We start from the raw sequence: 20,382 nt of genomic DNA on the forward strand, positions 1-20,382 counted from the left end.
GACCATACCATAAAGCTTCTATTTTGGCCTTTTCATCATCTTTGGTATCTTTAGGGATATTTTCTTTTTGGATAGTGGTTTCTTGTATCGATGTGTTGCTAAGTCCGTTTATGCTAGTTATCATTTTCAATTCCTTTGAAAGTAATGGCCTACAATAAAATTTGTAGGCCACTTAAATTTTACCAACCACCTAGGTCGGATTCCATTCTTCTTTTAAAAGCGTCTCGTAATTGTCTAACAACGGTAAAGAACATCTCATGCTAATTAATTTTTTAATAGCCTTTTTTATTCAGCCCTCTGTAAATAACACATCCTGACTGAAGTCCTAAATCACAAGCCTTGCCATAATATTGTTTTGCAGTGGAAAAATTTTGTTTTACACCTTTACCGTCTTGGTAAAAAACCCCTAAGATAGCGCAACAATCAGCATTTCCACTATCACAAGCTTTTTGAAATAGCTGGGCTGCTTTTTGGTAATCTTGATTTACACCTTGACCGTCTTTGTATAAAACACCTAAGCCTAAGCAACTCATAGACCATCCACCATCACAAGCTTTTTGATAAAGCTCAGTAGCTTTTTGGTAATCTTGATTTACACCGTAACCGTCTTCATAAAAAACCCCTAAGTTAAAGCAACCCTCAGCATTTCCACCATCACAAGTTTTTTGAAAAAGCTGGGTTGCTTTTTGGTAATCTCGATTTACACCTTTACCTTCTCCGTATAAAGACCCTAAGCTATTGCAACCCCCAGCCACTCCACTATCACAAGCTTTTTGATAAAGCTGGGCTGCTTTTTGGTAGTCACCTTTAACGTAAGCTTCGTATCCCAATTCAGTAAGATCTTTGGAAAATCCAATAGAAAATAAAACTACAAGTAAAACTAAAATTCTTTTCATGTTTTTACCTCCTTAATGTAAACTATATAGACGATATTTTGTCTTTCTTAAACTTAAATTATTATTAATTATCTATTTATTTTTATGATAAAATATCATATATAAGCTTACCTATCATTTCCTATACTTTTTCTAGAAAACAAACTCTGGTTTTAGTTCATATTTTTTTAAGAGAAATGGGTCAAATTTCAAGCATAAATTTACTCCTAAACTCTCGTATCTACCTTTTTATAAAGCCTATCTTTGCTAGATAGTTCTTTAAATTTGAGGTCGTTTTCAAGGTAGGTGATGTTGTAAATTTCTTTGGTGGTGATGCTTTTGCCGTTTTCAAGTCCGATCAGAAATTTACTTGTAAATTTATCAGAGAGGTTTTTAACTAGCTTTGCTCCAAGCTCTTTTAGGCTAGATATCTTATCATCTTGCTTTATGCCTATATCTTTAAAGTCAAGTCTATTTAACTCTACATCATTCATGCTCTTAGCATCTAAATTTATACTTGCTCTTTTACTATCTTTGTCATCTTTGCTTATTAGCTTGCCAGTGTCACTATAAATTTCTTTTACCTCTAGCTCTCTTCCACTATCAAATTTAAGCGTGATAGTGCCATTTTTGTTTAGCTTCATAGCTATTACGCTGTCTGTGTCCTTTAGAGCAGCTGTAGCCTTGCTCGTATCACTCTCAAAAGCATGCTTTACTCTTTCTAAATTTTCTAGGCTAAACTCAAGCCCAGTCGCCTTTTCAAACTCACTCTGCATAGCGATCATATAAGATGACTTTGTGGCTTTTAGCTTTGAGATGAGACCATCTGCATCCTCTACATCATTTTCTTTTAAATTTTTGCTTACCCACTCTACATCTTTGCTGTGAGTGCTAGACTCTTTTTGGTAGTCGTTATAAAATTTCATAAAGCTATCTTTTTGATAGCCTGCGTATGAAAAGCTCTCATCTTGTTTAGACCCAGAAGGCTTTATGATAGGGTTAAACTCGCTAAGCTTTTTCTTGCCGTCAAAGCCAACTTTCTCATAGGCAAAGTTGTTTAAGCCGCTCTCTTCGTTAAATATCTTATTATCCCTAAGATCTACCCAGCCGTCTTTGCCTGCATGGTCTTTGAAAAATTTATTAGTCTCTTCTTTGTCTATCTTTTGGTAGCGATACTCAGCTGAAAATAGAGTATAAGGGTTTGAATTATTTAAACTAACTCTATAATCAACTGTGTTTTTGCTAGCAAAGTCCATAGCCTCATGGCTTAAATTTCTAATATCTTTTTTAATAAAGTCGTTAAGGTTTATCTCGCTTACAACTTCGCTTAGTTTGAAAATTTTCTCATTTCCGTCTTTGTCGTAGCCTCTAACCTTTAGCTTGTCAAAGTATTTATCACCAGAATTTATCACTCCGTCCTTGTTGCTATCAAAGTTAAATAAAAATCCATTTGCATCTAGCTTGCCTATGCCTAGTTTGTCATTATCGTCATAAAGATCCAAAAAGACCTCCACGTCACCCAGTGAGGTTTTTATCGTTTTTTCATAGGCGTAGTCATTTAAATTTGTAAATTTAGTATCTGCTGACGCAATGGGCTTAATGGGAGTTTTTGAATTTATATGTGAAAAATAGGTGCTAGTTTGATCCACTTTCCTTAGCGCTGAGGCATCTTCGCCAAAGAGATATTTGTTTTCAAAGTCCTTTTTGTCCCAGTTTCTCCGCTGGATATCCACGTAAGAAAAAGCATCGTTTGTCCCGCTATCTGCTTTAGCATACTCTGACTTTACGCCACTGGTGCTGGCATTTTGAATGATAGAGTAGGTGCTATTTGAGATAAGCTTAGTAGCTATGTCTTTAAGCTCAGATTTTAAATTTGTATTGTCTAAAGTTTGCACTCTATCTACACCAAGAAGGACTCTTGAATAGATCATATCTTTGGGTAAATTTATATTTATGGGCTCTAAATTTGGTGATACATTCATTTTAAATCCTTTTAAAATATATATCTTATATCGGCAAATATAAAAAATGTTTAGTAGTTTATAGTCTAAAAGGGCTTAGAGCGAATGCCTACTATGTTATATTTTTTAAAGCTCTCTTGTCTTCGTCCTCTCATCAAATTCTTTTAAAACGTCCATTATCTTGCTTGCTAGTCCCTCAAGCGTTTGATCTTTTTTTAGCTCTAAATTTCTAAGCTTTAAAATCCTAGCTAGTATATCTTTTAGATCTTTCTTGCCAGATAGTATCTCATCATAATAAGCCTTTGGTATGCCTATCTCGCTTCTATCTTGCTTTGTAAGTATGAGTTTGTCTCTATATACATTGCGAGCCTCATCAGTTATTCTTGTTGTGCCACCTTGCAGTGCAAGACCTTGCTCGTTTTTTAAAAATGCTACAAAGATTTGCTCCTTTGTATAGCCTTGTTCATTGTCATATACAGACATATCAGGCTTGAAGTCATATCCAGCACTACTAACCCACATATAAGGGATAGTATGCTCAGTTGTCATAACTTCTGGAGAAAAGTCAAGGAAATTTCCATTGACTTCTACATTTATATCACTTAGATCATTCATTAGCTTACGTGCATCGTCTGCGTCTTGTGCTGTTCTAAATACATGAGTTACCTTCTCATTGCTTCTATCGGTTAGCCCATCTATCTCGTCACTTGACATCCTACCCATTAGGTATTCAGAATAATCTATTTTTTTATCTTTTGAAAAGTAGCCCTTTGGCATCTTTGCTAGATCTTCATTTGAGTAAAACTCTTTACCTTTACTGATCACTCCAGCTGAAATTTGATCAAAAATTTTATAGTATTGCTTTATTGTGTCTGCTAGATCGATATTTGCAAAACTATCCTCTCCAAAGAGCGCATTATCTTTTTTTGTTTCCATTGAAAAATTTATACTATTTGGGTGCTTTTGATTGTGCAGCACTATCGCATCAAGTGTGCTTTTGTGGATTTTAAAGTCCTGTGGCAGGCCTGCAGCCTTGTTAAAATCAACCCCCATAAATCCTTTAGCATCTACACTATATCCGTAACCCTCTTGTGAAGTAAATTTAGCCTGATAAAGAGAGTCGATACTACTAGATGAAACAAAGTCATTCTTAGGAGTAGTGGTTTGGCTAATAGAATTTATATTTGGAGTGTTAGGTAAGAAATTTGCAAAGCCTTCGCTTTTTGTCTGTTTTTGGTAGTGCTGTTTTGTTAAGATGGAGTTATAAGAGATTTTCATGGCTTACTCCTTGAAATTTAGCTTCAAAGAGTAAGCAAAAGTTGTGCCGAAAATTTAAGCGAGATAAATTTATGTTTGCTCGCTTTGAAATAAAATTTTACCTATGGGCAAAAATAAAAGCAAATTTATAGAAAGCATCTTGTAAAATAAATCAATCCTGAAAAAATGTACCGCTTTTTATAAAAACTGTACCATACTTTTAGGAAATTTTAAAGAAAGGGAAACTGCAAAAAGGGCAGTTAAAGTATCGATAAGTAGGACATCTATGGTGTCACGGGGGAGACTTGAACTCCCGACCTCCGGCTTATGAGACCAGCGCTCTAACCAGCTGAGCTACCGTGACAACTTAAAATAAGTTTTGGATTATACAACCTAAGAACTTATTTTTAGCTAAAATTTATCTCACTCAAATTTTATAGATATAAAAATAAATTTGACTGCAAAAGCAGCCAAATTTAGTTAAGCTTTTTTAGTGAAAAATCCAACGTAAATAGCGTAGATAAAGCCAATCACTACGGCATACGGGGCAAAAGGTGTTATGCCAGATCCTGAGCTTGCAAGCACGAAGTTGTGACTTATCGCAGCTCCAGCTCCCATGCCTAAAACAAATACTGCTGAGCTTAAATTTCCAGCTCCCATTTGCACTAGGTGTTTGCCAGGGCAGCCATAGCTTAGGCTAAAGCAAAGACCAGCGAGCGTCATGCCAAGGAAATTCCAAAGCATATCATTGTGAGCGATAGGTTGAGCTTCAAAGCCAAATTTGTATTGATCTAGCACTAAATTTGTGATACTTGCGCAGACAATGATAGAGATGACGCCATAAAACATCGAAAAGTCACGCTCGAAAATTTTGCTTATTGCTCCCACTGAGCAAAATTTACTTCTTTGCATAAATGCGCCAATAATGATGGCACAAATAAGTGAGATAAATAAATTTGCATGCTGTGAGCCTGGACCTTTTTCTGAGCTAAATAATGCGCCATTTTCGCCAAGTTTTAGACCAAAGATAAGTGCTAGTAAAAGCAAAATAGCGATAATCAGTGGCAAAAACCCGATAGCTTTTGCAGTGGTTTCACTCTCAGGTAAAATGTAGCCATTTTTCTTAAAAGCTCGTCCCACAAAGACACCAGCAAACAAGCCAACAACGCCAGCTATGGCGGTCATATCTCCGCCTCCAAGACGTAAAAACGCTCTCCAAGGACAACCTAAAAATATGAGGCAGCCTATCATCGCAAACACGCCTAAGAAAAACCTAGAAAATGCCGCACTGCCAGATACTGGAGTGAAATTTCTACTCCAAAGCATGCTAGCTAGAAAGCCTCCGATGATAAGCCCTAAAATTTCAGGCCTTAGATACTGCACGACTTTGGCCTGGTGAAAGCCAAGCGCACCCATGCTATCTCGTAAAAAACAAGCCGCACAAACGCCCATATTTGCTGGGTTGCCAAAATGAACGAGCACCGGACCAAGTATGCCAAGGCTCGCACCTGCGATGATGTAAAGTAGTGTTTTGTTCATGTAAATTCCTGTGTAAAGGTAAAACCAGACTGGTTTCTTAAACGATATTTTAATAATCATTAAATAAAACAAAGATTAATTTTTTTAAGAGCAAAGTGGATAGAATATGCAAAAATTTCATAAAAAGGATAAATGATGAAAGATTTTATGAGCTATGCAGATAGTCTGAAAATTCTAAAAGACACGATAAATGCGTGGGAAAAGGTTGAAAAAGTAGCCATCACAGATGCGCTTGATAGAAATATCGCTTATGACGTAGTGGCTGCTGAAAACTACCCAGCAAAGCCAGTTTCGGCGATGGACGGCTACGCTTTTGCCTTTAAAGAGGGCCTAAGCGAGCTTGAGCTCATCACCGATCTGCCAGCAGGTAGCGACAAAGGGCTACATGTAGAGGGTAGTAAATGCGTCAAAACCTTCACCGGCTCGCTAATGAGCGAAGGCACTGACACGCTCGTACCAGTCGAAAACGTCGAGGTTAGCGGCTCAAAAATAATCATCAAAAAGAGCGTGCCAAAGGGTTTTGCTGTGCGTGAAGTGGGTGAGAGCTACAAAAAAGGCGAAATTTTAATAAAAAAAGGCACGCGCCTAACATACGCTGAGATCGCTCTTCTTGCGGAGCTTGGCGTCTTTCACGTAAGTGTATTTGTCCGTCCAAGAGTGGCGATACTAGCAACTGGTAGTGAGATAAAAGACCTTGGCGAACCGCTTGATAGTCCAGCGCAAATTCACAGCTCAAACCACGTAGGTATCGCTATGCAGATACGCAAAATGGGTGCGGAGCCGATCCTTTGTGAGATCGTAAGAGATAAGGCCGAACTTGTCGAAAAAGCGATCATAAATGCACTAAAATCAGCCGATATCTTGGTGACTACTGGTGGCATCAGCATGGGAGACTATGACTTTGTAAAGGGCGCTTTAAATGAAAACTTTAGCCTCATCATCGAGGGCGCTGCGATAAAACCAGGCCGCCATATCAGAGTGGCAAAATCAGGCGACAAATACATCTTTGCGCTGCCGGGATTTCCTTACTCGGCGATGGTTATGTGCGTGCTTTACGTAAGGGTGCTTATAAACACTTGGTTTAGCCAAGAAGAGCCAAAGATCACGGCGATAATGGACGAAGACTACAAAAAACGCTCGCCATTTTTGGAATTTACAGCGGTAAATTTAGAAAACAGAGATGGCAAAATTTTCGTAAATTTAAACGGCAAAAAGCTAGGCAGCTCAGCGATCGTAAATAACCTAACAAACGAAGCTGCGCTGCTTATCATCCCAAAAGAGACAGAATTTATCGCAAAAGGTGAAGTGGTAGAAGTTTTAAAGATGCCTTGCTAAAGTGAGTGAAATTCAAATTTGCCAGAAGTGCTTTGGCAAATTTAGAGTAAAAAGCAGGGAGAGCTCCCTGCTGTGATTATTTTTCTTCGTTTGTTTTGATGTAAGCGTAGTCAGAAATTTTAGTCCATTCTCTTGCTTTTTTGAGGAAAGCTCTTTGAGACTCGACGATCTCTTTAAATAGTGGATCTTTTGCGCTCTCTTCATCAAGTAGCTCGTTTGTAGCCTTTTTAAGAGCTGCGATGACCTCTGGTGGGAAAGATTTTACTTGGATGTCTGGGTACTCAGCCTTCATCTTGTCCCAGTACTCTACGTTTGCGTAAAATACCTTAGTATTTACATCTCTTGCCACTTCAGCAGCAGCCGCTTCAAAGATCGCTTTTAGATCATCTGGAAGTTTTTCATACGCATTTTTGTTGAAGAAAAACTGAGTTTCGCCGTTTGGCTCTTGCCAGCCTGTGTAGTAGTATTTTGCCACTTTGTGAAAGCCAAGTGCCATGTCATAAGCTGGGCTTACCCACTCGACTGAGTCGATCGTGCCCATCTCAAGCGCCATGTAAAGCTCGCCAGTTGGGATAGTGTTGATATTTGCGCCAAGTTTAGCGTAAATTTCGCCGCCAAAGCCTGGAATTCTGATCTTTAAGCCTTTGATATCATCAACTGACTTGATCTCTTTTTTAAACCAGCCGCCCATTTGCATGCCAGTGTTGCCAGCTCTAAAAATTTTGATGTTATATGGGTCAAAAACTTTCGCCTCTAGCTCTTTGCCGCCGCCAAATTCATACCAAGCTGTTTGTTCGTCGGTATTCATCATAAATGGTGTCGCTGTAAAAAACATTGTCTTAGGGTCTTTGCCTTTGTAGTAGTAGCTAGCTGTGTAGCCGATGTCGTACTGACCGCTCTTTGCAAAGTCAAGCATCGCAAAAGGTGACTTGTGCTTTGACGGGTAGTCGATCCTGATCTCGATGCGGCCGTTACTCATCTTTTCGACCTTCTCTTTTAGCTCTTTTGGCACGTCACCAAGCACTGGCATAGTGCTCTCCCATGAGGTTGCAAGCTTGAGCTTATAGACTTTGTCATCTCCCATGGCAGCGCAAGCAAGAGCTGCTAGGCCAAGAGACGCTAATAAAAATTTATTCATACTCTCTCCTTTAAAAATTTTGCATATTATACAAAAAATTTACATTATTAAATTGTGTTATAATCGCAAAAATCAAATTACAGGGCATAAAAATGATAAAAAAGACTAAAATTGTAGCGACTTTAGGGCCAGCAAGTGACAACGAAGAGACGATGGAGGCGATGGTTAAAGCAGGTGTTAATGTTTTTCGTTTAAATTTTAGCCACGGAACACACGAATACCACAAATCAAACATCGACAAGATAAGAAACATCGAAAAAAGACTAAACAAACGCATAGGCATCTTGCAAGATATCTGCGGTCCAAAGATCAGAGTCGGCAAGCTTAGCGAGCCATTTTACTTAAAAGCTGGCGACGAGCTTAGCATCTACGCAGAGGATATCGTGGGCGAAAAGATCGAAAAGGGCGTTTATAGAGTGAGCCTAAATCAGCCTCAAATTTTACCTATGCTAAGGGCTGGCGAGTACGTCTATCTCTACGATGGCTCGATCAGAGCAAGAGTTACAGGCGAGGGCAAAGATGTGGTAAAAACCATCATCGAAAATGACGGAATTTTAAACTCAAACAAAGGGGTAAATTTCCCAAATACCGCCCTTGGCATCGACATCATCACGCCAAAAGATAAAGAAGATATGGAATTTGGCGCAAAGCAAGGCGTAAATTTCGTCGCCATTAGCTTTGTGCAAGACGCAAATGACGTGATAAAAGCAAGAAATATCTTAAAAGAATTTGGCTCCAAAGCGGCTATCCTATCTAAGATCGAGAAATTTGACGCGGTCGAAAACATAGACGACATCATCGCAAAGAGTGACGGTATCATGGTAGCTCGTGGCGATCTTGGCATAGAGGTGCCATTTTACAAGGTGCCAACCATACAAAAGCTCATCATCAAAAAGGCAAATGCAGCCAGCAAGCCAGTCATCACAGCAACGCAGATGATGCTAAGCATGGCTGAGCATGAAACTGCTACAAGAGCGGAGATCAGCGACGTGGCAAATGCCGTGCTAGACGGCACTGACGCAGTTATGCTAAGCGAAGAGAGCGCGATCGGCAAAAACCCAGTCGCAGTCGTAGAGGCGATGAGCAAAACGATCATCCAGACGCAAAGCATCTATCCATATAATAAATTTGACGAATTTGACTTTTTTGACGAGACTGACATGGTCGCAAATAGCGCAGCTTCGCTAGCTGTTCGCATTAAAGCAAATGCGATACTCTCTATTACAGGCTCAGGCAAATCAGCCATAAAGCTAGCTAGAAACCGCACAAATATCGACATCATCGCTATCGCGCACGACGAGCAGACAGCTCACATGCTTACCCTTGCTTGGGGCGTGACGCCAGCGCTTGTGCTTGAAAAGACAAAGCTAAATGTCCTACTTGCAAATGTCATTAAAAAGGCTTACGACGCTGGATATGTCGAGCATGATAAGACCTATCTCGTCACAGCTGGCCACCCAACAGGCGTAGAGGGCAGCACAAACCTCATACGTATCATCAGACGCGACCAGCTTGATTATTACCTAGACCTTGCAACTGAGTAAATTTAAGGATTTTAGTGCCTGATATTTTGGCACTAAAATTTCTTTTAAATTTATGCGCTTTTATGCACTCGCCTTGAAAATCTACCGAATTTAAATTCTTTATTTTTCCACTAAATTTTGAGCCGTGATATGCCGGATCTAAATTTGAAATTTAAACTATGTGCTTTAAAATAAAACTACTACTTTTTTGCAAATTTTAAAATTCCATTCACTCGCAAGAATTGGCTACTAAAATTTGGCTTCGCTTACAGCTTAGCTCAAATTTTAGAGCCGAAATTACTCGTTCATGAAATTTTAAAATTTGCGAAAACTTACTTGATAGCAAAACGCATGCGGCACGATAGTGCTATCGCATGCACTTCTAACGTGCGAGGGGTTTGGAGGATTTAAAAAGGGGGATAAGGGGACGGCCTCGTAACTCGAGTCCCCTTGTCTCCCTTTTTAAATAAAAAGAAATTAAAGCTATTTTGCAAATTTTAAAATCTTACTCACTCGCCTTAGCAGACTACTAAATTTAGATCTTGCAAAGCTCGCCACTAAATTTAGAATCGTGATATGCTGGATCTAAATTTGAAATTTGCACGAGTTTTTTAACCGCATGTAGTGCTTTAGCACTGAAGCATGCCACATCTAACGTTGTCGGGGTTAGGGGATCGTTAAGGGGGAAGGGAGCTTCTTTGCGTCGCTAGCTCGCAACTGCAAGCAGACCGTAATTCAAGCCTATCCCCCCTTAACAAAGAAACATAAACATTTAAATTTGATTAGATTGCTTTGCAAATTTTAAAACTTTACTCACTCGCCTTAGCAACTTACTAAATTTAGGGCTCATAACTATTTGCCACTAAATTTAGAAGCGTGATATGCCCGCTCATTAGATTTTAAAATTTGTATGAAATTTACTTGTAAAAATTAGGATATAAAATTTATTTTGAAAGATTTTGTGACGCCAAATTTAGCGTCACAAATCTAAATTTATTTTTTCTTTTTGCCTTTTGGCTCGTCGCCTTTAAACCAGCTTTTTATCTTATCAAAGACGCTCTCATCGGTGCTTGACTTGCCTGAAACTATGCCAAAGCTAGCTTGAAGCTTGTTTAAAAGCTCTTTTTGCTCATCGCTTAGTTTATCAGGTGTTTGGATAGAAATTTGAGCTACAAGTCTGCCTTTTTTGCGTGAATTTACGCCCTTGATGCCCTCATTTTCAAAGATAAATTGTTGTTTATCTTTCGCGCCAACTGGCAGTTTTAGCTCGGCTTCACCGCGAAGTGTTGGGATTTTTATGCTCTCGCCAAGAACAGCTTGGGTAAAAAAGACTGGAATTTCTATATAAACATCGTCATTGTGGCGTATGAAGTGCTTGTCCTCTTTTACGTTTATGCTAACGTAAAGATCACCTTGAACACCGTTTGCACCGATGTTGCCTTTGCCAGCGACCCTCATCCTCATGCCGCTATCAACGCCCTCTGGGATCGTGATCTTGACGCTTTGTTGCTGCGTTTTATAGGCTTTTGCGTTGCAGTCAGGACATGGCTCGCTTATCACTTCGCCAGATCCGTGGCAGTATGGGCACTCTTGAACGATATTCATAAAGCCATTCCCACGTGTGATCCTGCCGCTTCCGCCGCAGTGCTGGCAAGTTTTGTTTTTGCCATCTTTGCTGCCTGTTGCATTGCATGTTGGGCAAGGCACTTTTTGATCAAATTTGATCTCTTTTTCGCAGCCAAAAACAGCTTCGTTAAACTCTAAATTTATAGGAATTTCAAGGTCGGCTGAGTATTTTTCGCTTCGTCTTTTTCTCTGTCTAGAGCCACCGCCAAAACCGCCTCCAAAAAACGAGTCAAAAATGTCTGAAAGGTCAAAATCAGCGCTAAAGCCACCGCCACTGCCAAATCTACCCTCAAGCCCTTCTTTGCCGTATCTATCGTAGATAGAGCGCTTTTGCTCATCGCTTAAGACCTGATAGGCTTCGTTTATCTGTTTAAATTTCTGCTCAGCCTCTTTGTCGCCAGCATTTCTGTCTGGGTGGTATTTTAAAGCGAGCTTTCTAAAGGCTTTTTTTATCTCGTCGCCACTTGCATTTCTTGAAATTTCAAGGATCTCGTAATAATCAAACTCCACATCTTTCCTTGTTTATTAAGCTTATTTTAAATGTGAGATTTTATCCAAAAAAGTTTAAATTTAAAAAAAAATTTACATTTTTGCCGTATAATCTCTACTATTTTTCAATGAAAAGGATGATTTATGATTAACGTTTTAATGATAGAAGACGATCCAGAATTTGCACAAATTTTATCTGAATATCTTGATAGTTTTAATATAAAAGTGACTAACTTTGAAGACCCATATCTAGGGCTAAGCGCAGGGATAAAAAACTACGACCTGCTCATACTTGACCTTACATTACCTGGCATTGATGGTCTTGAAGTTTGCAAAGAAATCCGCCAAAAATACGACATCCCTATCATCATAAGCTCAGCTCGCAGTGACATCAGTGACAAGGTCGTTGGACTTCAGCTTGGCGCGGATGATTATTTGCCAAAACCATACGATCCAAAAGAGATGTATGCTCGTATCACAAGTCTTATTAGAAGATATAAAAAGACAAATGAAGTTCAAGAAGAGGTCGTTGATAGCGCATTTAGGATAGACGACAAGCGCCATGAAATTTACTTTAATAATGAAGCTCTTGCGCTCACACCAGCTGAGTATGAAATCTTAACCTATCTCATCAAACAGCACAGCTTTTCAGTATCAAGAGAGCAGCTAGTTTATAACTGCAAGAGCCTAAAAGATAAGGACTCAAAGAGCCTAGATGTCATCATCGGGCGCCTTAGAACAAAGATTGGCGACAGCTCAAAAGCGCCAAAACATATATTTTCAGTTAGAGGCATAGGATATAAGCTTATCGGATGAAATACTCCATAACCACCAAGATAACTATCATCTTTGCCATCGCTTTCTCGCTGATGTGCTTGCTTTTTGTAACATTTGCAAACATTCAGCAAGAAAGTGCGCTTGAGAAGCTAAAAGATAAGCAAATAAGCGCTATGAACTATCTTGTGGCGCTTTACGAGCGTGGCAATCCTCCAAGAGATTTAGAGCACTACTTTAAAAATTTCAACCTAGAATATGTCGGCAACAAAAATTTAGCCACCTCTGTTACCTCAAGCGGAAACGCCATTTTTACGCAGCACACGCCTCTTGGCATGATGCAGTCGGTTAATTACAAAGGCGATTTGTATCTGCTCATCAAAAATCCATCTTTCATGCTGCTACTTGAGAGCAACGACGCAAGACACGTAAATGACCCGCTTTGGGTGGCATTTTTGATCATCTCGGCTCTACTTATCTCGCTTTATGTCTCGGTGCTTAGAAGCCTTTTGCCGCTTAGAAGACTTAGCAAAGATATCAGAAAATTTGCCAGCGGAAACATGGAGATGGCGATGACTGCTAGGCTAAATGAAAACGAGCAAGATGAGATCGGACAAGTCGCAGTTGAATTTGACAACGCCGTTTGCAAGATCAGAGAGCTCATCCGCTCAAGGCAGCTATTTTTACGTGCGATCATGCATGAGCTAAAGACGCCTATTGGCAAGGGTAGGATCGTCTCTGAGATGGTCGCAAACGACACCCAAAAGATGAGGCTTATAAACGTTTTTGAGCGCCTTGAGATGCTTATAAATGAATTTAGCAAGGTCGAGCAGCTTCTTTCAAAAAGCTATGCGCTAAACTACCAAGAGTGCCATTTTTCGCTTATTTTGGAGCAGGTGCAAGATATGCTCATGCTTGATAAATTTGAAGAGCGAGTGAGCTGTGATATCAGAGATGACGTTATATTAAGAGTTGATTTTCAGCTTTTTAGCTTGGCGATTAAAAATTTGATAGATAACGCCCTAAAATACGCAGAGGATAAGAAAGCCATCTTGATCTGCGATAGCGAATTTATAGCAGTTAAAAATTTAGGCAAAAAGCTAAATCACCCGATTGATTACTACAAACAAGCCTTCGTGCGCGGCGATAAAGTGAGTGCTGGAAGCGGCATGGGGCTTGGACTTTACATCATCGAGCAAATTTGCCAGATGCAAAAATTTGAGCTTGCTTACGACTACGAGGACGGCTATCACGTCTTTAAAATTTTACTTCGTGCAAAGGCAAAACGCGCATGAAAAGGGGCTTAGAGAAATTTAACGAGCTAACTGAGTCATTTGCTAGGCTTCCAGGTGTGGGTAAAAAGTCAGCCGCAAGGTTTGCCTACTTTGTTTGCATGCAAGATAGCTTTGCAGGGCTAAGGCTCGCGCAAAATATCGAAGATGCGGTGAGATTTATCAAGCGTTGTGAGCGTTGCGGCGGGCTTAGTGAAAATGAAATTTGCGACATTTGCAGCGACGAGAGCAGGGACAGCGAGGTCATCTTGCTAGTTGAGAGCCCAAAAGATATTTTGGTTTTTGAGCAAAATGGTATCTACAACGGCCTTTACTTCGTGCTTGACGAGATCGATGAGGATGCCATAGAGAGGTTGCGAAGTGCTATCAAGCAAAATGGCTCAAAAGAGGTCGTCTTTGCCTTTACGCCGGGGCTAAATTCAGACGCACTTATGCTTTACGTCGAGGATAAGCTTGGCATGAGTGAAATTTCATTTAGCAAGATCGCTCAGGGCGTGCCAACTGGTGTAAATTTAGAAAACGTCGATATGCTCTCACTTTTAAAGGCCTATGAGAGCCGCACAAAAGCCTAATTAAAATTTCTTTTAGTTATAATCTCACCTAAATTTATAATATTTAGCCCAATCCGCCGCTAAATTTAAAAGGATAGAGATTGATTTTACTTATAGATAACTATGATAGTTTTGTCTTCAACGTCGAGCAGTACGTAAAAGAGCTCACCAGCGAAGAGGTTAGATGCGTTAGAAACGACAAGATAACGCTTGAAGAGATCAAAAAACTAAACCCAAGTAAGATCATCCTAAGCCCAGGTCCAAAGCACCCAAAAGATAGCGGAGTTTGCTTAGAAATTTTAGAGGCCAACCTTGGCGTGCCAGTGCTTGGAATTTGCCTTGGACACCAAGCCATAGGGCTTAGTTTTGGTGCAAAGATAAAAAGACTAGACGACCCACTTCACGGCAAGACCTCGTTTATAGACGTGAAAAACAAAGAGCCGCTTTTTGCAGGGCTGCCTGAACGCTTTGAAGTTATGCGCTACCACTCGCTCTATGTCGATGAGCTCCCAGCTAGCTTAAGCGCTGATGCGGTGAGCGATGATGGCGTAGTTATGGCGCTTAGCGTTAAAGATAAGCCGATCTTTGGCATCCAGTTTCACCCTGAAAGCTACTTCACACAATACGGCAAAAAGATCGTTGAAAATTTTGTAAATTACAAAACAAAAGATGAGGTTAAAGAGCCTAAAGTCTGCTCACTTAAGCCATATCTTATAAAGCTTCAAGAGAGCATACCTCTTGATGATAGCGACTTTGAGCAAATTTGCGAGATAATAGCCAGCAAAGAGTACGAGATCGTGCAGCTTTCAGCCCTTTTGGTGCTTATTAGCGAAAAGAGCCTCTATCCAAAAAGCCTCGCTGCACTTGCAAAAAATATCCTAAAATACTCACAAACCTACCGCGATGATACGCCTATGATCGATCTTTGTGGCACTGGCGGCGATGGCTTTAAGACGATAAATATCTCAACCACAGTTGCATTTATCCTTGCAAGCCTTGGTATAAAGGTCGCAAAACACGGCAACAAGGCAGTTTCAAGCAAGTCTGGCAGCTCTGATGTGCTTGAAATTTTAGGCGTAAAAAGTGAAAAATCACTGGCAAAACAGCGTGAAAATTTAGCTAGTAAAAATTTAGCCTTTTTCCACGCACCATTTTTCCATCCGCTAGTTGGCGAGGTGAGAGAAGTGCGCCAAAGACTTGGCATAAGGACCGTATTTAACGTGCTTGGACCGCTTTTAAATCCAAATTTAAACCTTACAAATCAGCTAGTTGGCGTCTATCATAAGCCTGTTCTAAAACTCTACGCCCAGACGCTTAAAATCCTTGGCAGAAAGCATGCTTTGGTCGTTCGCGGCGATGACGGACTAGACGAGATCACGCTTTGTAGCGAAACAAGCGTTGTGGAGCTAAAAAATGGCGAAATTTTTGAGTATAGCATCACGCCAGAGCAGTTTGGCTTTAAAAGAGCGCTTCACAGCGACATCGAGGGCGGCACACCAGAAGAAAACGCCAAAACCTTGATCCGCACGCTAAAAGGCGAGGAGCAGGGGGCAAAATTTGACATAGTGGTCTTTAATGCGATGTTTGCACTCTACGCGGCTGATGGCGCAAAGAGCCCAGACGAGGCCAAAAAAATGGTTTTAGAGGCTATAAATTCTGGTAAGGCGTATAAATTTTTTGAAGAGTTTATAAAGGCGCAAGCGTAATGGCGCTAGTTAAAATTTGTGGCATCAAAACGCTAGATGAGGCGAGTGCGGTTTGCGCTTTGGATGTTGATTTTATCGGGCTGATATTTGCCAAAAGTAAAAGAAAGGTCGAGCTAAATTTAGCTAGGCAGATAGCGAAATTTGCTCACAGCAAGGGCAAAAAAGTGGTTGGTGTTTTTGCGGGGCAAAGTGATTGCGAGATAATGGAAATTTGCCAGTTTGCAGGGCTTGACGTCGCTCAGGTGCATGGAGCGATCAGTGAAAATTTGCATGCAAATTTGAAAGACATGGGGCTTGAGATTTGGCAGGTTTTTAGCGTGAAAGATAGCTTACCAGAGGTTGATTTTAAGCATTTTGACATGGCGCTTTTTGACTGTAAGGGCGAAAATGCCGGCGGAAATGGTACTAGCTTTGAGTGGGAAATTTTAAAAGAGGTTAAGTTTAAATTTGGCATGGCTGGGGGCATAGGTGAGCACAACATAAAAGAGGCACTGAAATTTAAGCCATGTCTAGTCGATATCAACTCAAAAGTCGAGGACGAAAACGGCATAAAAGATGCGTTAAAAATAGAGAGAATTTTAAAGATCATAGGTGAGGTAGAAGATGAATAGTAAGGCGTATTTTGGAAAATTTGGCGGGCAGTTCGTGCCTGAGACGGTGATGTTTGCCCTTGATGAGCTAGAAAATGCTTATGAGAGCATCGCAAAGACAAAAGAGTTTAAAGACGAGCTTGATGATCTTTTGAAAAACTACGTTGGCAGGCCTAGTCCGCTCTTTTTTGCAAAGCGCCTAAGCGAGCACTACGGACATGAAATTTACCTCAAACGTGAGGATCTAAACCACACGGGCGCGCACAAGATAAATAACGCCCTAGCTCAAGCATTGCTTGCTAAAAAGATGGGTAAAAAGAAAATTTTAGCTGAGACTGGAGCTGGTCAGCACGGCGTGGCAACAGCGACTGCGGCGGCACTTTTGGGCTTAGAGTGTGACGTATATATGGGAGCTACAGATGTGGCTAGACAGCAGCTAAATGCCTTTCGCATGCAGCTTCTTGGCGCAAAGGTGGTGAGCGTAGAAGATGGCTTAAAAACGCTAAAAGAGGCGACTACGGCGGCCATACAAGCGTGGGTAAATGAGATAGAGAGCGCATTTTACGTCATTGGCTCAGCCGTTGGTCCGCACCCATATCCAAAGATCGTGCGTGACTTCCAAAGCGTGATCGGTACAGAGGCAAAAGCTCAGCTTGAAAATTATGGCAAAAAGGCTGATTACGTCATCGCTTGCGTTGGCGGCGGCAGCAATGCTATTGGCATTTTTAGTGCGTTTTTGGACGATGAGAGCGTAAATTTAGTAGGTATAGAAGCTGGCGGCCTTGGCATAGATACCCCTTATCACGCAGCTACGCTTAGCAAAGGCAAAACCGGCATCATCCACGGCATGAAAACGACCGTGTTGCAAGATGAATACGGCATGATCTCGCCAGTTCACAGCATCTCAGCGGGTCTTGACTACCCAGGTATCGGCCCAGAGCACGCCCATTTAAACGATATCAAAAGGGTAAGATATGAAGCTGTAACCGACGATGAGTGCATAAATGCCTTGTATTTTCTAAGCAAGATGGAGGGCATCATCCCAGCCATCGAGAGCGCGCATGCGGTGGCGTATCTGGAGAAACTTTGCCCAAAGCTTGATAAAAAAAGCGTCATCGTCGTAAATATCTCAGGCAGGGGCGATAAGGACATAAACACAGTCATCGGCTACGAAAAAGGAAAAATTTATGGATAAGGTTAGAAGCGCATTTAACGGTAAAAAGGCAAACATCGGCTACATCGTGGCTGGATATCCAAGCTTAGAAAAAACGAAGGAATTTTTAGAAAATTTAGATGAGAGCACGCTTGATCTGCTAGAGATCGGCATCCCATACTCTGACCCGCTGGCTGATGGCAAACTCATCGCGCAAGCTAGCTTTGAGACAGCTCAAAGTGGCGTAAATACCGATGTTGTCTTTGATATGCTTGAGGGCTGCAAGGCAAAAGTAACAAAGCCACTTGTTTTTTTAGTTTATTACAACATTATCTTTGCTTATGGCGTTGATAAATTTCTCAAAAGATCACGTGAAGCTGGGGTTAGCGGCTTTATCGTGCCAGATCTGCCTTGTGAGGAGTGCGAGGAGTTTGCTCTAAAGTGCAAGGAGCTAAATTTATGCCTTGTGCCACTTATAAGTGTCACGTCTGGGGGCAGGGCGGATGAGATATTAAAATTTGGCTCAGGGTTTATCTACGTGCTAGGTGCTATCGGCGTTAGCGGCTCGAAAAGAGCCGATGAAGATAGGATAAAAAATTTAGTCCTAGAGCTTAAGAAAAAGAGCGACCTGCCAGTGGCTGTGGGCTTTGGCATCAAAAACAAAGATGATGTTAGCGAAGTGAAAAAATATGCTGACGCTGCGATCATAGGCACGCAGATAGTCAAGCTTTGTGCCAAATTTAGCGCAAAAGAGCTGGTTAAAGAGGTCGATAAACTCTTTTAAAATGCTTAATAAATTTATAGCTAATTTAGTAAAGCCAAAGTATAATTAACGCGCATTTCAAGTCTTAAGGAAGAGATATGAGAAAAGTTATAGATGAAGCCACGAGCTATCTTTGCAAGGATACTTTGGGGTTGGATTTAGAGTTTGGCAAGAGCCTTGGTAAAGGATTTTACGGGGCTAGCATACCAGTTTATAAGGGCAAAAGTGAGTATCAGTTTTATCTGTTTTTTAAAAAAGATACTTTAAAAATTTTCATGAATGCCTTTTTTGGTCACGAAGATGTTGATGGTGGCGATTTGGACGATCTTTGCAAAGAGATAGCTAATCAGATCATCGGCAAGGCTAAAAATTTGCTAAATGAAAAAGAGCCAAATGCTTATAAACTCGGAACGCCTGAATTTTTAGGCGAGGTTGAGAATTTTGGCATAAAGCTAAAAGAGAAATTTATATATAAGATAAAAAATAGAACATTTCAAATAGGCTACAAGATACAATGAACGACGAAGGTGCGATAGAGACACTAGAACAGCTAGGGCTTTTTAAGAGCTATGATGAGCTTATGGATATAAGTGTTGATTTTATAGCTGAGCTAGGAACTACCACAGTTAGCATAAATGAGCTTTTGAAATTTGAAGCTGGCTCGGTCATAGACCTGGAAAAACCAGCTGGCGAGAGCGTGGAGCTATATATAAATAATAGAATTTTTGGAAAAGGCGAAGTAATGGTTTATGAGAAAAATTTAGCCATCAGGATAAATGAAATTTTGGACTCAAAGTCAGTTATTCAATACTTCAAAAAAGAACTTTTATGAAATTTATACTATTTTTTGTGCTTTTTGCTACGCAAATTTTAGCTTCTAATCTGCTAACATACAACATCTATGAGCGCACCGACAGGGTCGATATCATGCTTAGCTTTGATGCGCCGTATGAGGGCAACATCTTTCAAAAGCGTGAAAAAGATACGACCTCTTTGATACTAAATTCTCTAAGCTACGATCAAAGCGCGAGCAAGGACATAAACTCAAAGATCATTCAAGAGCTTGAGATAGAGCCAAAGCAAAACTCTTTAGTTTTAAATTTACGCTCAAACGATGCGATCATCGTAAATGCCTCAAAGACAACAGATAGCTTCGGACTTCGCATCCGCGTAACACTAAAAAACACAAAAACGCAAGTGCAAAATATGCCTCAAGCAAGCGCAAAGATAGAAACTGCTAGCATGCCAAAGACAGAAAATGAACCTATGGTTAATATTGATTCGAGATACTTCATCGTCCTAAGTGTGCTCATCGCGCTTCTTATATTTTTATATGTTTTTAAAAGATATATCACTTCAAAAAGTAGTGATTTTAGCGGGTTCAAAACGCCACAAAATCAACCACAAAACGACACAAAGTCGATGAACTGGCTACTTAAAAATCAAAATAGCGGCGTCAATATCATCTACGAAAAATACCTTGACCGCACAAACAAGCTAATGCTTCTAAGCTACGAAAATAGGCGCTATCTAGTGATAGTTGGCAGCTCAAATGTCATGCTTGATAGCTTTGGCGAAGAGAAGATCCAAAATGAGCAAGACTTTGCAGTCTTTTTTGAAGAAAATAAGAAAAAACTTGGCTCATTTTTACAAGAGCGTCAAAATAGCCTAAATAACTACAAAGATAAAATGAGCGGAGAATTTTAACTCCGCTTTTTGCACTACTAAATTTTTAAAGTTTTTGCATAAAGCGCATGCAGTGCGCATACACCATTGCATGCCACTTCTAACGTTGTCGGAGTTAGGGGAT

General features: G+C 40.4%; 18 protein-coding genes and 1 tRNA gene. 12 read left to right on the forward strand and 7 right to left on the reverse strand.

The genetic code is table 11. From position 1 onward, the window contains the following. Positions 1-272: 272 nt before the first annotated feature. From CVT14_RS08865 to yedE, 5 genes are all read right to left on the reverse strand, one after another. Positions 273-896, reverse strand: a complete 624-nt coding sequence (locus CVT14_RS08865) for a tetratricopeptide repeat protein (protein ID WP_103635748.1) — start codon at positions 894-896, stop codon at positions 273-275. A 206-nt stretch (positions 897-1,102) separates the two neighbouring features. Further along, a complete protein-coding gene (locus CVT14_RS08870; protein WP_107850151.1) occupies positions 1,103-2,857 on the reverse strand; it encodes a response regulator in 1,755 nt (584 codons plus the stop codon). Positions 2,858-2,962: 105 nt separating this feature from the next. Next, positions 2,963-4,114: a Cj0814 family flagellar-dependent secreted protein gene (locus CVT14_RS08875; protein WP_107850152.1), complete on the reverse strand. Its 1,152-nt coding sequence runs from the start codon at positions 4,112-4,114 to the stop codon at positions 2,963-2,965. Between the two features lie 266 nt (positions 4,115-4,380). Beyond that, positions 4,381-4,457: transfer RNA gene (locus tag CVT14_RS08880), tRNA-Met, on the reverse strand. A 116-nt stretch (positions 4,458-4,573) separates the two neighbouring features. Continuing rightward, the gene (gene yedE, locus CVT14_RS08885; RefSeq protein WP_107850153.1) at positions 4,574-5,632 is read right to left on the reverse strand and encodes a YedE family putative selenium transporter; all 1,059 of its coding nucleotides are present in this window, start codon (positions 5,630-5,632) and stop codon (positions 4,574-4,576) included. 135 nt (positions 5,633-5,767) lie between these two features. Here yedE and CVT14_RS08890 point away from each other — a divergent pair, with 135 nt between their 5' ends. Beyond that, positions 5,768-6,967, forward strand: coding sequence for a molybdopterin molybdotransferase MoeA (locus CVT14_RS08890; RefSeq protein WP_107850154.1), 1,200 nt, complete (start codon positions 5,768-5,770; stop codon positions 6,965-6,967). A 76-nt stretch (positions 6,968-7,043) separates the two neighbouring features. Here CVT14_RS08890 and CVT14_RS08895 read toward each other — a convergent pair whose 3' ends face one another. After that, positions 7,044-8,105 carry a TRAP transporter substrate-binding protein gene (locus CVT14_RS08895; protein WP_103574330.1) on the reverse strand — a complete coding sequence of 354 codons (1,062 nt, stop codon included), beginning with the start codon at positions 8,103-8,105 and terminating at the stop codon, positions 7,044-7,046. Between the two features lie 92 nt (positions 8,106-8,197). Between CVT14_RS08895 and pyk the strand changes: the two genes are divergently transcribed. Then, entirely contained in the window at positions 8,198-9,649 is a 1,452-nt protein-coding gene (gene pyk / locus CVT14_RS08900; protein ID WP_103606912.1) for a pyruvate kinase, read from the forward strand. A 972-nt stretch (positions 9,650-10,621) separates the two neighbouring features. Here the strand turns inward: pyk and dnaJ are convergent. Next, entirely contained in the window at positions 10,622-11,764 is a 1,143-nt protein-coding gene (gene dnaJ, locus CVT14_RS08905; RefSeq protein ID WP_107850155.1) for a molecular chaperone DnaJ, read from the reverse strand. A 123-nt stretch (positions 11,765-11,887) separates the two neighbouring features. Between dnaJ and CVT14_RS08910 the strand changes: the two genes are divergently transcribed. The 10 genes from CVT14_RS08910 (at position 11,888) to CVT14_RS08955 (ending at position 20,279) form a co-directional block, all read left to right on the forward strand. Further along, a complete protein-coding gene (locus CVT14_RS08910) occupies positions 11,888-12,559 on the forward strand; it encodes a response regulator transcription factor (RefSeq protein ID WP_009294394.1) in 672 nt (223 codons plus the stop codon). Then, a complete protein-coding gene (locus CVT14_RS08915; protein WP_107850156.1) occupies positions 12,556-13,812 on the forward strand; it encodes an ArsS family sensor histidine kinase in 1,257 nt (418 codons plus the stop codon). The genes CVT14_RS08910 and CVT14_RS08915 overlap by 4 nt, the downstream gene beginning before the upstream one ends. After that, positions 13,809-14,381, forward strand: a complete 573-nt coding sequence (gene recR, locus CVT14_RS08920) for a recombination mediator RecR (protein WP_103633391.1) — start codon at positions 13,809-13,811, stop codon at positions 14,379-14,381. Before CVT14_RS08915 ends, recR begins: the two co-directional genes overlap by 4 nt. An 80-nt stretch (positions 14,382-14,461) precedes the next feature. After that, complete coding sequence (gene trpD / locus CVT14_RS08925) at positions 14,462-16,066, forward strand: anthranilate phosphoribosyltransferase (protein WP_107850157.1); 1,605 nt, start codon at positions 14,462-14,464, stop codon at positions 16,064-16,066. Beyond that, a complete protein-coding gene (locus CVT14_RS08930) occupies positions 16,066-16,677 on the forward strand; it encodes a phosphoribosylanthranilate isomerase (protein WP_107850158.1) in 612 nt (203 codons plus the stop codon). Before trpD ends, CVT14_RS08930 begins: the two co-directional genes overlap by 1 nt. Beyond that, positions 16,670-17,851 (forward strand): tryptophan synthase subunit beta, encoded by a 1,182-nt coding sequence (gene trpB, locus CVT14_RS08935; protein ID WP_087582720.1) that lies wholly within the window; start codon positions 16,670-16,672, stop codon positions 17,849-17,851. Before CVT14_RS08930 ends, trpB begins: the two co-directional genes overlap by 8 nt. Further along, complete coding sequence (trpA, locus tag CVT14_RS08940) at positions 17,844-18,593, forward strand: tryptophan synthase subunit alpha (protein ID WP_021086085.1); 750 nt, start codon at positions 17,844-17,846, stop codon at positions 18,591-18,593. Before trpB ends, trpA begins: the two co-directional genes overlap by 8 nt. A 77-nt stretch (positions 18,594-18,670) precedes the next feature. Further along, on the forward strand, positions 18,671-19,090 hold the full coding sequence (locus CVT14_RS08945) for a chemotaxis protein CheX (RefSeq protein ID WP_002942548.1): 420 nt from the start codon (positions 18,671-18,673) through the stop codon (positions 19,088-19,090). Beyond that, positions 19,087-19,404, forward strand: coding sequence for a flagellar motor switch protein FliN (gene fliN, locus CVT14_RS08950; RefSeq protein WP_002942551.1), 318 nt, complete (start codon positions 19,087-19,089; stop codon positions 19,402-19,404). The genes CVT14_RS08945 and fliN overlap by 4 nt, the downstream gene beginning before the upstream one ends. Beyond that, on the forward strand, positions 19,401-20,279 hold the full coding sequence (locus CVT14_RS08955) for an excinuclease ABC subunit A (RefSeq protein ID WP_107850159.1): 879 nt from the start codon (positions 19,401-19,403) through the stop codon (positions 20,277-20,279). The genes fliN and CVT14_RS08955 overlap by 4 nt, the downstream gene beginning before the upstream one ends. Positions 20,280-20,382: the final 103 nt, after the last annotated feature.

Origin of the sequence: Campylobacter concisus, assembly GCF_003048445.1 — a bacterium.
Lineage (GTDB): Bacteria > Campylobacterota > Campylobacteria > Campylobacterales > Campylobacteraceae > Campylobacter_A > Campylobacter_A concisus_BF.